12 protein-coding genes are annotated in these 15103 nt (G+C 73.1%); 10 read left to right on the top strand and 2 right to left on the bottom strand.

Annotated elements, in window-relative coordinates:
* Nucleotides 1-122 precede the first annotated feature (122 nt).
* Both ACFVSN_RS05980 and lanKC read left to right on the top strand, forming a co-directional pair.
* Complete coding sequence (locus ACFVSN_RS05980) at nucleotides 123-1205, top strand: radical SAM protein (RefSeq protein ID WP_387596629.1); 1083 nt, start codon at nucleotides 123-125, stop codon at nucleotides 1203-1205.
* Nucleotides 1202-3769: a class III lanthionine synthetase LanKC gene (gene lanKC, locus ACFVSN_RS05975; protein WP_387596626.1), complete on the top strand. Its 2568-nt coding sequence runs from the start codon at nucleotides 1202-1204 to the stop codon at nucleotides 3767-3769. The genes ACFVSN_RS05980 and lanKC overlap by 4 nt, the downstream gene beginning before the upstream one ends.
* 219 nt (nucleotides 3770-3988) lie before the next feature.
* On the opposite strand, the gene ACFVSN_RS05970 is transcribed toward lanKC, so the two are convergent.
* Both ACFVSN_RS05970 and ACFVSN_RS05965 read right to left on the bottom strand, forming a co-directional pair.
* Complete coding sequence (locus ACFVSN_RS05970; protein WP_387953794.1) at nucleotides 3989-4858, bottom strand: tetratricopeptide repeat protein; 870 nt, start codon at nucleotides 4856-4858, stop codon at nucleotides 3989-3991.
* A 285-nt stretch (nucleotides 4859-5143) separates the two neighbouring features.
* Nucleotides 5144-5845 carry an alpha/beta fold hydrolase gene (locus tag ACFVSN_RS05965; protein ID WP_380495970.1) on the bottom strand — a complete coding sequence of 234 codons (702 nt, stop codon included), beginning with the start codon at nucleotides 5843-5845 and terminating at the stop codon, nucleotides 5144-5146.
* Between the two features lie 643 nt (nucleotides 5846-6488).
* On the opposite strand from ACFVSN_RS05965, the gene ACFVSN_RS05960 reads away from it, so the two are divergent.
* The 8 genes from ACFVSN_RS05960 (at nucleotide 6489) to ACFVSN_RS05925 (ending at nucleotide 15078) form a co-directional block, all read left to right on the top strand.
* The gene (locus ACFVSN_RS05960) at nucleotides 6489-7967 is read left to right on the top strand and encodes a nitroreductase family protein (protein WP_387953792.1); all 1479 of its coding nucleotides are present in this window, start codon (nucleotides 6489-6491) and stop codon (nucleotides 7965-7967) included.
* A gap of 5 nt (nucleotides 7968-7972) precedes the next feature.
* Nucleotides 7973-9415 (top strand): class I adenylate-forming enzyme family protein, encoded by a 1443-nt coding sequence (locus ACFVSN_RS05955; protein ID WP_387953790.1) that lies wholly within the window; start codon nucleotides 7973-7975, stop codon nucleotides 9413-9415.
* Nucleotides 9416-9477: 62 nt separating this feature from the next.
* Nucleotides 9478-9741, top strand: coding sequence for a phosphopantetheine-binding protein (locus ACFVSN_RS05950; RefSeq protein WP_380446824.1), 264 nt, complete (start codon nucleotides 9478-9480; stop codon nucleotides 9739-9741).
* Nucleotides 9734-10585 carry a dihydrodipicolinate reductase C-terminal domain-containing protein gene (locus tag ACFVSN_RS05945; RefSeq protein ID WP_387596137.1) on the top strand — a complete coding sequence of 284 codons (852 nt, stop codon included), beginning with the start codon at nucleotides 9734-9736 and terminating at the stop codon, nucleotides 10583-10585. The genes ACFVSN_RS05950 and ACFVSN_RS05945 overlap by 8 nt, the downstream gene beginning before the upstream one ends.
* Nucleotides 10582-11331, top strand: a complete 750-nt coding sequence (locus ACFVSN_RS05940) for a class II aldolase/adducin family protein (RefSeq protein WP_380446819.1) — start codon at nucleotides 10582-10584, stop codon at nucleotides 11329-11331. Before ACFVSN_RS05945 ends, ACFVSN_RS05940 begins: the two co-directional genes overlap by 4 nt.
* A gap of 56 nt (nucleotides 11332-11387) precedes the next feature.
* Complete coding sequence (locus tag ACFVSN_RS05935; RefSeq protein ID WP_380505857.1) at nucleotides 11388-12527, top strand: acyl-CoA dehydrogenase family protein; 1140 nt, start codon at nucleotides 11388-11390, stop codon at nucleotides 12525-12527.
* 128 nt (nucleotides 12528-12655) lie between these two features.
* Nucleotides 12656-14032: a condensation domain-containing protein gene (locus ACFVSN_RS05930; RefSeq protein WP_387953788.1), complete on the top strand. Its 1377-nt coding sequence runs from the start codon at nucleotides 12656-12658 to the stop codon at nucleotides 14030-14032.
* Entirely contained in the window at nucleotides 14029-15078 is a 1050-nt protein-coding gene (locus ACFVSN_RS05925; protein WP_387596144.1) for a polysaccharide deacetylase family protein, read from the top strand. The genes ACFVSN_RS05930 and ACFVSN_RS05925 overlap by 4 nt, the downstream gene beginning before the upstream one ends.
* The last annotated feature ends 25 nt before the right edge of the window (nucleotides 15079-15103 follow it).

Genomic DNA, 15103 nt, shown 5'->3' with positions numbered 1-15103 from the left:
GTCAAAGACCGAATCCTGACTGGGCTTCACTGCATCAGGTGAAGCCAGCCGTGTCATGGCCTTATCCGCTCGTCCTGGCTGCTTTCCTGAGATTCAGTAAGGCTCCACGAGATGGGGGAGAGATGGCTGCCGTTGACGGGCCTGAGGTAGTCGTGTGGGACACGACGTACGCGTGCCCGCTGCGGTGCTCGCATTGTTACAGCGAGTCCGGTCGGCGTCCCGCGCGGCAGCTGGGCCGGGCCGACATGCTGCGGGTCGCCGACGCGCTGATCGATCTCGGCCCGAGGGTAGTGGCACTGTCCGGGGGCGAACCGCTCATTGTGCCAGGGCTGTTCGACGTGGCGGTGAGGCTTCGGCAGGCGGGAGTCCGGACATCCGTCAACACGAGCGGATGGGTGATGGACCGAGCGATGGTTTTGCGCCTGGCGGAGTGCTTCGACGAGGTGGTGGTCAGCGTGGACGGAGCCACCGCAGAGGTCCACGACCGGATCCGCGGTCGGGTCGGCTCCTTCGAACGCGTCATGGCTGCGCTCGGCCTGCTGGACGAGGAGGCGCACGAGCGGCGGCGGGGCGGTGCCCGCAAACTTCGGTTCGGCATCGACTGCGTCGTGGTGCGCGGCAACTTCGACCAGCTGGAGTTGCTCGCCTCGGAGATCGCGCCACGGTTCCCCGGGTTGGGGACGCTGGTGTTCAACGCCGCGGTGCCGGCGGGGCTCGCGAGCCGGCCGGAGTTCGGCCGGTGCGAACTGCTCGACGACCAGCAGGTCCGGCAACTGACCAGCTCGGAGTTCCTCGCACGCTTGCGGAAGCTCGCTCCGCCCTCGGTCTCCGTTCACACCACTGACAACTTCGATCTCGTCATGGAACCGGAACGCGTTGCCCAGGGCGCGTCCGCGCCGGTGATGCAGGTGGAACCCGACGGGGCGGTCCGCGCCGGCGCCGTGTATGAGGGCACGGTCGGAAGCTTGCTGGAGGAGCCGGGGCATGTGCTGTGGCGGCGCGGGCGGGAGCGTCTGAGGGATCCGTTCGTGGTGCAGACGCTCTCCTCCGTCCGCTCGATGCAGGGCTGGGCGGAAGCTGTACGGCGGATGGACCGGCGATTCGCGTCCCCCGAGGACCTGGCAAGGATCGAGCGGCGTTCGGTACGGCAAGAACCGCCGGAATTCGTGGTGCCCATCCAGGAAGCGAGCGGCCCTGTTCGGTGAGCGACCTGATGCGGCTGAAGGACTTCGACCGTTTCTGTCTGGCCGACCCGGACTTCTTCGAACTCCCGGAACAACTGCCGGACGGTGGAACGGCACTGGCCCCGGCAGCAGGCGAGCCGCCCGAGGGCTGGGACAGGGTCGAGAGCGGCTGGTTCGTGCGGCTGCGGCCGCGTGGTCTCGCGCTGCCCGAGCAGGGCTGGCTGATCCACGTCTCACCGGCTCTGCCTCACTTGGCCCGGACGGCGCAGGCTGTCGCCGACTGGGCCGTCCGCCACCGTGTGGGCTACGACATCATTCGAAGCGTTGCGTGTGCTCGTGCCCTGGGCGACAAGCACGCCTATCGGTTGAGCAGCGGCCGCCCGATCACTCTCTACCCCGCGGACGAGGGCGAGTTGAGGCGGGCGCTTGGGGAGCTCGGCGGCAGGCTGGAGGGGGTGCCCGGCCCATCTGCCCTGGGGGCGCTGCGCCACCGCTCCGGCCCGCTCTACGCTCGCTACGGCTCCTTCAAGACCCCGAACGGTCTTGAAATCCTGGGCGCCGCAGAGACGTTGCGAAAGCCGGACGGCACTCTCGTTCCCAACGAGAGCCGTCCAGTCTTCACCTGCCCCGACTGGGTTGCTCTGCCCGAGCCGCTGCGCCAGGACCAGGAGGCCCTGCACGCCGGGCCCGCCGAACCGTTCCCCTACCAGGTGCGACGGGCGATGCAGTTCACCAATGCAGGTGGAACCTACCTGGCGGCCGAGGCCCGCTCGGGCCGGGAGGTGGAGCTGCGCGAAGCCCGGCCCCATGCCGGACTCGATCGGCGTAGCGAGGACGCGGTCGCCCGGCTGACCCGGGAGCACGCGACTCTGGAACGGCTCGCAGGGCTCGAGTGCGTGCCCCGGGTGATCGGACACCACGTGTATGGGGGGCACCACTTCCTCGCGGTGGAACGGATCGAGGGCAGGACGCTCGCCGAAGCCGCGGCAGCCGCGCTTCCGCTGACAACCGAGGAGCGAGCTGCGAACGAGGCGGCCCAGTACGTCAGTTGGGCTATGGGCGTGCTCGACTCCCTGGCAGACGTGCTCGGACGCTTGCATGCCCGGGGAGTGCGGCTGGGTGAGCTGAACCCGGACAAGATCCTGCTCGGGCCGGACGGCCGAATCGTGCTGGCCGATTTCGAGACCGCCACCGACCTCGACGACGACCGCGCCCCAGCCGTGGGCCAAGCCGGCTGCACAGCCCCCGCTGGCCTGCGGGGAGCCGAGGCCACCGCCTACCTGCTCCACCAACTGCAGCTGTGGCTCCTCTTGCCGCTACCGGGACTGCAGCCGGCGGAGTTCCGCAGGTCGGCGCAGACGATCGACGAGCTGTACCCTCTGCTGCCTGACCACCGCACCGCACTGTTCACCTTCCCGGGGGCGCCCCCGGAGGACGACGACGCAGGTACGCTCCTTATGGCCGACCCGCTCGATTGGCCGGCGATCCGGGACTCACTGGTGGACGGAATCCACGTCATGGCCTCACCCGAGCGCCCGGACCGGCTCTTCCCCGCCACTCCGACCAGTCCTACCAGCGGCGGGGGTTATTCACTGGGCCATGGTGCGGCGGGTGTGCTCTACGCGCTCCACCATGCCGGCGCCGAGGTCCCCGATGCCTACATTCAGTGGCTGGTGGCCGCCGTCGAGCGCGACCGCACACCGCGGCCCGGGCTCTACGATGGCCTGCACGGTGCCGCGCTCACTCTCGACCTGCTGGGCTGGCGGGATGAGGCCCTGGAAGCTCTGGAGCGATGGAGTGCGCGCGGGACCGGCGACCTCGACCCGTCCCTGGCGGGCGGCGCGGCCGGCATCATGCTGAACCTGTTGTATTTCGCTGGCACCACCGGGGACGACACCTTCCGCGAGCAGGCCCTGTGTCTGGGCGAAGCGGCCGCCGCCAGACTGCTGAGTGGTGAACCAGCAGTGACACCGGGTCAGCATCCGCCCTTCGGGCTGCTGCACGGCGGAGCCGGTCTCGCCCTGCCGTTCCTTCGACTGTACGAGCAGGGCCACGGCAGCCGCTGGCTGGACCTCGCCGGCACCGCACTGAAACAGGATCTGGCCCGCTGTGAGGTCCTCCCCGACGGGGCCTTCGCCCTTTTCAGCGGGAAGCACCACCTCCCGTACCTGCATGGTGGCAGCATCGGGCTCGCCTTCGGCCTGCGGGCCTTCCTCCGCCACCGGCATGACCCCGCCGTGGCCGCCGCTCTCCTTGCGATCCGCCGTACCTGTGAGGCGCTGTTCGTGCGCAACAGCGGCCTGTTCCGCGGCCGTGCGGGTGGCATCGCGGTCCTCGCCGCCCTCGGCGAAACCGGCGACTCCCCGGCCATTCGTACTCAAATCCACCGTCTGGCCTGGCACGCCCGGTCCTATCGGGGCCACCTCGCCTTCCCGGGTACCCACGGCTTGCGGCTCTCCGCCGACCTGGCCACGGGAGCGGCGGGCGTCCTGCTCGCCCTGAGTTCCGCGTTCGAGAAGGACGGGCCAGCCCTGCCCCTCCTCGACTCGCGGCCCCCGGCACCGACGACCTTGGGAGGGAGGTGACCGTCATGGAGGAGATTCTCGAACTGCAGGAGCTGGAGGAGGACGCGCCCGCGTTGTGGCCCTGTGCCAACAGCTACATGAGCACGCTCGGGGTGGACGAGTAGCCGTTCCCCGAATCGGGTCGTGGGGGGGGGCCGGGGCGGCGCCCCCCCCCCCCACCACCGTGTCCGCGGGAAGCCGCCGTCGAAGCCGAAGGGGCCCGGCCGGGCACGGGCCGGCTCAGGACGCGGCCAGGGACTCCAGCCCGTCGAGGCTGTCGTCGGTCACCTTCGCGAGGCCCGCGCGACGGGCGAGGGCCAGGGCCCGGGTCCAGCAGTCCCGGGCGGCGTCGGTCCGTCCGGAGCAGGCGTGCACGGTGGCGGTCGTGTGCAGGGCCACGGCGGCGGCGCTGCGGTCCCCGAGCGCCTCGGCGGTGGACAGCGCCTCGGCCAGGGCCTCCAGGGCCTCCTGCTCCCGGCCGAGCGCGGCCAGGGACGCGCCCAGGCCGGTCAGCGTCGTGGGCACCACGGAGGGCAGTTCGCGGCGGAACACCTCCGCGTACCGCCGGAAGACCGGCTCGGCCAGCGCGGCGTCCCCCGTCGCCAGGTGCAGCCGGGCCAGCGTGCACAGGGCCACGGGATTGTCCCGGCCCTCCGCGCGGCGGAACAGCTCGACGGACCCGCGCGCGGCCGCGAGGCCCTCGCCGAGCCGGCCGTCCTTGAGGAAGGAGAGCGCCCTGACGAGCAGGACCATGGCCAGGCCCTCCTCGACGCCCTCCTCGGCGTAGATCGCCTGCGCGGCGTCCAGGTGGAGGTCCAGCTCGTCCGGCTCCACGGCCAGCAGGTAGCCGTTGGGCACCGATCGCAGCCGGGCGCCGTCCGGACCGAGCGCCGTGCGCAGCCGGTTGACGTGATTGTGCAGGGACGCCAGCGTCGTACGGGGCGGGGCCCCGTCCCACAGCAGGTCCACCAGAGCGTCGACCCGGACGGCCTCACCGGGCGCGGTGAGGAGCACGGCCGGCAGCGTCCGCACCTTCGGGCCGGCGACCGGCAGCGCCTGCCCGTCGCGTTCCATCCGCAGCGGTCCGAGCAGCCCGAACCGGATTCCCATGCCGGCTCCCCCCGGGTGTGACGAACGGTCACATCGGTCGTGAGTCGCTGTTATCGACATGTTAGATGCCTGTGAGGGGGCGGAGTGACGATCGGCGCATCCGTCCGGTCGGACGCGAACGGACCACGGTGGCCCGCTCCTCGTCCGTCCGGTGACGTGCGACTTCCCGGAGACCACACATGCACACCGCCCCCGCCGCCCTCCGTCCTGTCTCTCTCCCGCCCGCCGTTACCCCGGACACCGGCTGGGGCGCCTGAGCGCGCCCCGCCCGCACAGCACCCGCGACTACGCGGGCACCGTGCGCAGCAGCGCGTCCGCCAGTTCCCGGGGGCGGCTGAGTGCGGCCAGGTGGCCGCCGGGGATCTCCTCGATCTCCAGGCCCAGCCGCTCCCGGACGATCCCGCGCTGGAACTCCAGGGGGAAGAAGCGGTCCTCCCGCCCCTGGAGGAAGCGGGTCGGCACCTGCGGCCAGCGCGTCAGCGGCCACGGCTGGGCGAACAGCGCGGAGGGCGGCGGCGAGCCGCCGGCGGACAGCGCCTCCTCGGTCACCTCGGCCGGGACGTCGTGGAAGAAGTCGGTCCGCAGGTCGAACCCGGGATCGGGGCCGCGCCCGGTGGCCGCCGCGTAGTCGGAGCGGGCCTCGGCCTGGCCGGTGTCCTCCCACCACTGCCCGGCCGTTTCCCCGGGGGCCGGGACCATGGCGTTGAGCAGCACCAGCTCGGCGACGGGCACCGGCAGCCGCCCGCACACCAGCGGAGCCGAGAAACCCGCGAGGGACTGCGCCACCAGGACCAGGGGAGTGGCGAGGCCGGCGTGCCGTTCCACCGCCGAGACGATCGCCTGCGCGAACTCCTCCAGGCCCGCCGAGTCGTCGCCCGGCAGGTCCATCGTGACCACGTCGTGCCCCCGGTCCCGCAGCTCGGGCACCAGCCGGTGCCAGAACCAGGCCCGGCCGTCGGCCCCGGGAACGAGTGTGAAGGTCGCCATCGCGGTCCTCCTCCTTGCGGGTCGCCACCCGCACGCCTCCTGCGTGCCCTTCGACGCTATCGGGCGCCACCGACACCGGCCCGGTCGGCGCCGGCCGGGACGAATTGCCGAGGTTGTCCGGGGTGTCGGTGAGGGGCGGGCAATCCGCATTGATGTGTGATCCGCATTGATGTCCGATTCACAGCATTCACCCGGTTGGCTGGATTCATCCTGCGGCGTTATCGGGATTGGTCTTGACCATTGCCCGGCGTGCTTGGCATGCTGGCAACGGCCGTAACCGATCATGGGTTCACGTGGTTCACGTGGTTCGGGCCGTGGATCGGGTACGTGTCACATCGTGAGACGGGGGACGAATGGGCGAGTGGTCGCCGGGGGCGGCGCGGCACGGCCGGTGCCGCGCGGTCGAATGACCGTCGAATAGTCCGTCTCGCGATCCGAGAACCCGTCGGTGCTGGTCGAGGGCAGTGGAAATGCCCCGCCGAGGGCACCGTTGCAAGCTTTTGCGGTATCCCCCCACATTTTCCTCCGTGGTGCACCGGGCTGCCGAAAAGTGCGGTGGGCCGATTTCGCCTGCCTGCTTTTCCGGCCGTCTCCCGCATGCGTATTTGGTGGATTGCCAGAGAATTGGAGGTCTGCGTCAGACGTGCAAGGAAATCTGATCACCCAGGAGTCCGTGGCGGTCGCCGACGCGCCCCGGGGCGCGTGCGCGGGCCGCGCCGACGAGCTGTGGGCCCGGGTGGCCCTGCCGCCGGCGTCGCCCGAGCCGCCCGCCGAGCCCGTCGCCGCCCCGGGCCTGCGCCGTGCCCTGTCGATGGTGGACGAGGGCGTGTTCACCAGCCGCGCCAACCGGGCCTGCGGCTCGTACGTGGCGCGGGCGGTGCCGTCGGCCGGGGCCGTGTACCCGTACGAGTTCGCCGTCCTCGCCGTGGAGGACGGGGTGCCGACGGCCTACCGGCTCGACGCCGACCGCCGCATCTGCGCCCGGCTGGCCGCGGGGGAGCGGGTCGCCGCCGCGCTGGCGGCGTCCGCGCTGGCCGTCCCGGACGACGGCGGAGCCCTGGTGGTCACCCTCACCCGGCCCTGGCTGTCGATGCGCAAGTACGGCGACCGCGGATACCTGTACACCCAGCTCGACGCGGGCCACGCGGCCGCCAACCTCGTCCTGGCCGCGGCCGGCCGCGGGGCGCGGGGGACGCTGCGGCTGCGCTTCCCGAGGGAACCCCTCTCGGAGCTGCTGGAGGCGGGCGAGAACCACCGGGAGATCCACTCCGCGGTCCTGGTGCCGGCCGCCGCGGACACGGCGGGCGCGGCCGACGGGCCGTGGACCCGCTGGACGGTGCACGACAGCACCGACCGGGACCTGCGCGGGCCCACCTGGCGGTCGTGGCTGGAGAGCGCGTGCTGGGACTCCCTCGCCGTGTGGCCCGAGCACCCCGGCTCTCCGGCACCCCGCACCGCGCCCGCTCCACTGGCACACATCCGGACCGACCGTCAGACATCGCCCGGCGAAGGCGGCCTGGGGGAGCGGAGCGGATGGCCGGAGCTGATCGGGACGCGCGTCTCCAGCAAGGCGTTCACCGGCGAACCCGTCTCCGCCGACGCCGTCTGGCGGGCGGTCTCGGCCCTGTCGACACCGCTGGAGACCGACCTGCCCGGCATCTCCCCGCTGTCCGCCACCCTCGTCCTGCGCTCGACGACCGAGCCCGGGCGGGACGCGGTGTACCGGCTGGACACCGGTGAGCGGCAGCCGGGCCGGCTGCCGTCCACCGACGAGGTGGCCCGGGCCTGCATGCAGCAGCGCGCCCTCGCCGGGGCCGGCGCCGTCCTGCTGCTGCACGTGCCGCGCACCTCGCTCGCCGGCGCCGGCTCGGCCGCCGGCGCCGAGAGCCTGCGCGAACTCGCCTTCCGCTGCGGCGCGTTGGGCCAGTTGCTCTACCTCGGCGCGAACCGCGCGGAGGTCGGGGTGACCGCCATCGGCGGCTTCGACTCGCCGCTGTGGCGCACGCTGGCGGGGCTGCCGGAGGACGACGAGATCCTCTACGCCCTGCTGCTCGGCCGCCCGGACGACTCGGGCGTCAAGTTCGACCGGCTTGCCACCGCGCACGCCCAGAACGAGCGGTGAACCCGATGAACCCCGTCCTTCCCGGTGTCCTCACCGAAGTCCTCGCCCGCCACGGCGACCGCGTCGCCGTCACCGACGCGGGCGGATCGCTGCGCTACGCCGAACTCGCCGACCGGGCCCGCGCCGCCGCGGAGCGCATCGCCCGCTTCGACGTACCGGACGAGCGCGCCAGGGTCGGCCTCTACGCCACCAACTCCGCGGACTACGTGGTCGGTTACCTCGCGGTGCTGTTCGCCGGCGGCGTCCCGTTCCTGGCCGACTCGGCCTTCGGGCCGTTCGAACTCTCCCGGATCGCTGAGGACTGCGGGCTGGACCTGCTGATCCACGCCCCGGGCGCGGACGTCGACGCCATCGTGGACGAAACCCCTCCGGGAGACGGCGAGTCCGGCGCCCTCACGGTCAGCCGGGTGCGCCGCTCCGAGACCCCCCGACCGCAGCTGCTGGACGACACCGAGGTCTGCCGCTTCACCTCCGGCTCCACCGGACGGCCCAACTGCATCGAGTTCTCCGGCGCGGCGGTGTCCGCGGCGGCCGCCAACTGGGTCAAGGGAACCGGCCTCTCGGCCGAGGACCGGATCGCCTGCTTCGCCGCGCTCTCCAACGGCCTGGCCTTCAACACCTCGCTGCTGGCGGCCTTCCTGCCGGGCGCCTCGCTGCACCTGTCGCACGGCCTGCCCACCGCCACCCGCGTCGTACGGCTCCTGGAGAGCACCGCCGCCACCCGGCTGGTGGCCTTCCCCGCGCTGTACGAGTCGATCGTGCGGCGCGCGCCGAAGGAGGGCTTCGCCGGCGTGCGCACCGCGATCTCCTCCGGCGCCCCGCTGCGCGAGAGCGTCCGCGAGGAGTTCACCCGGCTCACCGGCGTGCCCGTCCACAACTACTACGGCGTCGCCGAGACCGGTCCGCTGACGTTCGCCGCCGACGGCGCCGGCAGCGGGCTCGGGGCACCCCTGCCCGGTGTGCGGCTGCTCGCCCCGGAGGAGGGCATCCGGGTCCGGAGCGAGTCGATGGGCTCGCGCTACCTCAACGCCCCCGGCGTCTTCGAGGAGCGCGTCGACGCCGAGGGCTACTACCGCACCGGCGACCAGGGCCACCTGGTCGACGGCGCGCTCCACCTGACCGGACGCACGAGCCGGCTGGTCAACGTGGGCGGGCGCAAGATCGACCCGATCGAGATCGCCGAGGTGCTGCGCGGAGCCCCCGGAGTGCTGGACGCGGTCGCCTTCGAGGCCGAGAACCAGCACGGCGAACCGACCCTGGCCGCCGTCGTCGCCGTCGAACCCGGCGTCACCGCACAGTCCCTGCGCGCCCACTGCGCGGCCACGCTCCCCGCGTTCAAGGTGCCCGGAATCCTCCGCCCGGTGGACAGCATCCCGGCGAACTCGATCGGCAAGCCGTCCATCGAGCGCCTGCGGCGGCTGCTCACCGAGCCGTCCCCCGGCAACTGACCTCCAAGACCCCAAAGAACCCCACGACCCCCAAGACCCCTTACGAGACACAGGAATTCCCCATGGACAACACCGCCCTGCGCGCCAAGATCCTCGAACTCGCCATCGCGGCCGGGGACGGCAGCGTCTCCGCCGACGAACTCGCCGGAGCCGACTACTCGCTCCGCGACGTCGGGTACTCCTCGCTCTCCTACATGCGCCTGATCGACAGCATCGAGAACGAGGTCGGCGTCTACCTGGACCCGGAAGCGCCCATCGAGCACTACGAGTCCATCGACTCCGTCACGGCCCTCGTCGTCGCCAGCGGCATCGGCGCCGATGCCTGAGGCGCCGACGCCCGGGACCCCGACGCCCGAGGCGCCGACGGCCAGGCAGCCCCGCCCCACCATCGGGATCGTCGGCCTCGGCCGGCTCGGCTCGGCGCTGAGGTCGCTCTGCGAGGCGGACGGGACGAGGGTCACCCTCACCGCCACCCGCCGCGGCGGCTGGGCCGCCGAGGCCGTCCCGGACGTCCTCGTCGACGCCAGCGCGCCCGACGCGCACCCCGAGGTCCTCGACTACTGCGCCACCCGCCGGGTCCCGCTCGTCGCCTGCGTGTCCAACCTGACGGACACCCAGTGGAAGGCGCTGGCGGAACTGGCCGAGGAGGTGCCGGTGGTCCGGGCCACCAACCTCGCCTTCGGCCACTACCTCCAGGTGCGCATCGCCGAGCTCACCGCCGCCCTCACCACGGGCCGCTTCGAGGCGACCACCACCGTCCGGGAGCGCCACCCGCTCGGCAAGGCGCACCGGCCGAGCGCCACCGCGCTGGCACTGGCGGACACCTGGGCGCGGGCCGGCGGCCCGGCGGTGGCCGACATCTCCGACGAGCGGGCCGGACTGCCCGTCAGCGAGCACGAGCTGACCCACACCTGGGACGGCGAGGCGCTGCACGTGCGCCACCACGTCGGCAGCTGGACGGTGCCCGCCCGGGGCGCACTGGCCGCCGCCGCCTGGGCCCGCACCGCGTCCCCCGGCCTGGTCACCATGCGCACGGTCTTCGACGAACTGACCACCCCCACACACCCGACCGCCCCGGCACACCCGACCGCCCCGGCACACCCGACGGGCCCCGCAAACCCGACGGCCCCCACACACCCGACGACCCCGACCGCGAGGAGCGCGACATGACCACCGCCGAACCGGTGCCGCCGACCCCGGCCGAACGCCGGCTCGTCCTCCAGGTGGCGACCGGCGCCCGGATGCTCTCCCTCGACGGCCACGACGACTTCAACCAGGGCCAGATCTCCGCCCGGATCCCCGGCCGCGACGAGTTCTTCATCAAGAACGCGCTGGTGGGCTTCGACGAGGCCACCCCGGAGAACGTCGTGCGCTGCCCGGTGGACCACACCCTGCCCGCGCCGCCCCTGGCCCCGCCGGAACTGCCGCTGCACCAGGCCATCTACCGGGCCCGCCCGGACGTCAACGGCATCGTCCACAGCCACGCGCCCCACACCCTGCTGTTCGGCGCCACCGACCTGCCGATGCGCCCGATCTCGCACGACGGCGCCTACTTCCGCGACCGCATCGGCCTGTTCACCGAGACCAGCAACACCGTCCTCGACATCGAGACCGGCGACCACATCGCCAGGGACCTCGGCGAGCACCCGGCCGTCCTGCTGCGCAACCACGGCGGCGTGATCGTCGGCAAGAGCGTGCGGCACGCGTCCGTCTTCGCCCAGGTGCTGGAGCGGGCCTGCCGGCTCCAGCTGACGGCCGAGGGCACCGGCGTCCCGTACACCTGGTCCACCGAGCGGGACGTGGCCGCCAAGCAGGACTTCATCTACGCCGACCTCTCCGTGCGCTCCTACTGGGACTACGCCGTCCGCAAGGTCGCCCGGCACTGGCCGGAGACCGCCGCCTGGGGCCTGGCCTGACCCAGGGCGTGCCCCAACCCCGCCCACCCCACCCGAACACCCACGGAGGTCGTCCGTTGAAGGTCCAGCGCATCCTGCCCACCGAGGAGGCGGCCGATCTGCTCGGCCTGGTCCGGGAGCTCGCGGCCGGTGAACTCGCGCCCCGCATCGCCGAGTTCGAAGCGGCCCACGAGTTCCCCCGGGAGATCGTGCGCACCCTGGGCAAGGCCGGGCTGCTGAGCCTGCCGTACCCCGAGGAGTACGGCGGCGCAGGCCAACCCTACGAGGTCTACCTCCAGGCGCTGGAGGAGATCGCCTACCACTGGTTCGCGGTGGCCGAGGCGGTCAACGTGCACAACCTCGCCTGCTTCGGCACCGCCGCCTACGGCACGCAGGCGCAGCGCGAGGACCTGCTGCCCGGCATGCTCAGCGGTGAACTCCTGGGCGCCTACTGCCTGTCCGAGGCGGAGGCCGGTTCGGACGCGGCCTCGCTGACCACCCGCGCGGTGCGCCAGGACGACGGCTACCGCGTCACGGGGACGAAGGCGTGGGTCACCCACGCCGGGCACGCCGACTTCTACAACGTGTTCGCCCGCACCGGCGGCCCGGGGGCCCGGGGCCTGTCCTGCCTGGTGGTCCCCGGCGGCACGCCGGGCATGGTGGTGCACGAGCCGGAGCGCAAGCTCGGCGTGTGGGCCAACCCCACCGCCCAGGTCGGCTTCGAGGACGTCCGGGTGCCGGCCGAGCGGCTGATCGGCCGGGAGGGCAAGGGCTTCCTGATCGCGATGGGCGCCCTGGACTGCGGCCGGCTGGGCATCGCGGCCTGCGCGGTCGGCATCGCCCAGGCCGCCGCCGACTACGCGGTGCGCTACGCCAAGGAGCGCCGCCAGTTCGGGCAGCGGATCATCTCCTTCCAGGGCGTCGGCTTCATGCTCGCCGACATGGCCACCCAGATCGCCGCGGCCCGGGCGCTCACCCTGGCCGCCGCCCGGCTGAAGGACGCCGGCCGGCCGTACTCGCTGGAGGCGGCGAAGGCGAAGCTGTTCGCCACCGACGTGGCGATGAAGGTGACCACCGACGCGGTGCAGGTGCTCGGCGGCGCCGGCTACGTCGCCGACCACCCGGTGGAGCGCTGGATGCGCGAGGCCAAGCTGCTGCAGATCGTCGAGGGCACCAACCAGATCCAGCGCATGGTCATCGCCCAGGGCCTGGACTAGGGCTTGTCCTGAAGCCGTCCCCACACCCCCCGCCCCCACACCCCCCCGCCCCCACACCCCCCGCCCCCACACCCCCCGCCACCACGCACCGCCTCGCACGAGGCAACCGAAGGGAAGTTCGGAACACGATGACCACGGTCGAGGAACGGACCATCACACTGGACTCCGCGAGGTCCGGAACCGGCCCGGCCACCTGGGGGCAGCGGGCGATCTGGGGGGTCGTCACCCGGCTGGGCGACGACGCCCCCCGGTACAACCTGCGGCTCGACCTGCCCCTGACCCCGCCGCGCCCCGCCGCCCGCGTCCTCGCGGACCTGGCGGAGCTGCTGCGGATGCACGACAGCCTGCACACCAGGCTGCTGCCGGCCGGCGAGGACGGGCTGGAGCAGGTCGTGGACGGCAGCGGCGAGCTTGCGGTGGCGGTGCGGACGTGCTCCGCGCAGCAGGCCCCGGCCGTCGGCGCGGCCCTGATGGAGGAACTGGCGGGCCGCCCCTTCGACCACGTACGCGAGTGGCCCTTCCGGGTCGGCCTCGTGGAGTGCGAGGGCCTGGTCCACCGCCTGGTACTGGCGGCCTCGCACACCGCGATGGACCTGTGGGGCGAGGGACGGATGCTGCGCGACCTCGCCCTGATCGAGGCGGGGGAGCGCGCCGAGGACCTGCTGCGCTCGCGCCCCGCCCTCCAGCCGCTGGAGGCCGCCGCCGTCCAGGCCTCGCCGCTCGGGCGCCGCCGCGACGAGGGCGCCCGCCGCTACTGGTGCGAACGGCTGGCCGCCGGCCCCCGGCGGATCTTCCGGGAGCCCGCCGCGCCGGAACTCAGGGTCACCGACCCCGGCCGCCTGTTCCCCAACGCGCTGCTGCGCTCGCCCGCGCTGGCCGTGGCCGTCGAGCAGGTGGCGGCGGACCTCGGGGTGAGCGACGCCGCGGTGCTGCTGGGCGCGGCCTCCCACCAGCTGGCCCGGATGTCCGGCAGCGGCGACGTCCTGTTCCAGGTGGTCGTGAGCAACCGCTTCCAGCCGGCCGCCGCCGAGTCGGTCAGCACGATGGCGCAGGAGGCGGTGTTCCTCCTCACCGACGCCGACCAGGACTTCGCGGACGCGGTGCGCCGCACCCGGTCCGTCTCCTTCAGCGCGTTCCGGCACGCGGGCTACGACAAGTGGGCGCTGGAGCGGGAGGTGGCACGGCTGGTCGAGCGCGGCGAGGCGGGTGACCACTCGTACTGGTGGAACGACACCCGGGACCCGGGCAGCGGCCCGTTCGACACCGTCGAGCGCCCGAAGGCACCGCTCGGCGAACTGGCCGCGCATACCGAACTGAGCTGGCCGACGGACTTCCTGCCCCGTACGAACGTCTCGATCGCGGTGGACGTGCTGACCGCCCCCGGCGTCCTGGAGCTCGCCATGACCGCCGACCCGGCGATCATCACCCGCGCGGGTATGGAGCAATTCCTGCGCGGTGTCGAGCAGTTGATCGTCACCGCGGCGCTCGCCCTGGGGGAGGAGTGAGCGCGCGCTACGCGGGAATCGCCTGGACGGGCGCGGGCTACGAGGTCGAGGTCGTCGACGGCGCCGGCCGCAGGGCGGCCGAGCCGAGCCGCTGGGGCGCCGCCGAGGTCGCCGAACTCATGGCCTGGATCAGGGAGTTGGGCGGCGACGGCCGCGTGCCGGCCGTGGTGCTCGACAGCACCAACGGCCTGCTCGACGGCCCGATGACGGCGGCCGGCCTGGAGGTGTTCCGCGCGGACCCCTGGGTGCTGCCGCCCCGGCCGGGATTCGGCTCCGTCCCGGCCGCACGCCTGGCGGAGCAGGCCTGGAGCGCCCCCGGCACGCTGGCGCGGGTGACCGCCGAGGGCGGCAGCCTGACCGGCCGGGCCGAGGAGTACCACGAGGTCGTGCTGCGCACCGAGCCGATCCGGACGGCGATGACGGCCGCCGGACGCTGCTTCGAGCACGGCCGCCGGGACGTTGCCCGGGTCGCGCTCACCTTCGACGACGGCCCCGACCCGGTGCACACCCGCCGGGTGCTGGAGATCCTGGACCGCTACCGCGTCCGGGCGACGTTCTTCTGCGTCGGCCACCACGTCACGGCCCTGCCCGACGAGGTGCGCCGGATCGCCGCGGCCGGCCACGAGGTGGGCAACCACTCCTGGTCCCACCCGTACCTGCCGGACCTGACACCGGACCAGCTGCGCGAGCAGCTCGACCGCACCACGGAGGCGGTGGCCCGGGTCACCGGCACGGCCCCCACCCGGTTCCGCCCGCCCTACGGCGCGCTGAGCCCCGAAGGCCTCGCCGCCCTCGACGAGCACCCGACCGCCCTCACGCTGTGGGACGTCGACTCCCGCGACTGGTCCAGACCCGGGCCGGAGCGCATCGCCGCCACCGTCCTGGAGTCCGCCGGACCGGGCTCGGTGGTGCTGATGCACGAGGGCGCCGGCGACCGCGGCCAGACCGTCCAGGCCCTCCCGGCCATCATCGAGGGCCTGCTCGACCGCGGCCTGGAACCGGTCACCGTCGGGGAGCTCGACCCGCCGCCCGTCACCCGACCCTGAACACCACGACCGACAGCTGGAGCAA

This window comes from Kitasatospora sp. NPDC057904 (genome assembly GCF_042887925.1).
Taxonomy (GTDB): Bacteria; Actinomycetota; Actinomycetes; order Streptomycetales; family Streptomycetaceae; genus Kitasatospora.
This window is presented reverse-complemented; position numbering and strand designations above follow the sequence as displayed.

Coding starts and splice junctions, on each gene's coding strand:
- ACFVSN_RS05980 (WP_387596629.1), top strand. CDS start 123: ATGGCTGCCGTTGACGGGCCTGAGGTAGTCGTGTGGGACACGACGTAC.
- ACFVSN_RS05970 (WP_387953794.1), bottom strand. CDS start 4,858: ATGGGAATCCGGTTCGGGCTGCTCGGACCGCTGCGGATGGAACGCGAC.
- ACFVSN_RS05965 (WP_380495970.1), bottom strand. CDS start 5,845: ATGGCGACCTTCACACTCGTTCCCGGGGCCGACGGCCGGGCCTGGTTC.
- ACFVSN_RS05955 (WP_387953790.1), top strand. CDS start 7,973: ATGAACCCCGTCCTTCCCGGTGTCCTCACCGAAGTCCTCGCCCGCCAC.
- ACFVSN_RS05950 (WP_380446824.1), top strand. CDS start 9,478: ATGGACAACACCGCCCTGCGCGCCAAGATCCTCGAACTCGCCATCGCG.
- ACFVSN_RS05945 (WP_387596137.1), top strand. CDS start 9,734: ATGCCTGAGGCGCCGACGCCCGGGACCCCGACGCCCGAGGCGCCGACG.
- ACFVSN_RS05940 (WP_380446819.1), top strand. CDS start 10,582: ATGACCACCGCCGAACCGGTGCCGCCGACCCCGGCCGAACGCCGGCTC.
- ACFVSN_RS05930 (WP_387953788.1), top strand. CDS start 12,656: ATGACCACGGTCGAGGAACGGACCATCACACTGGACTCCGCGAGGTCC.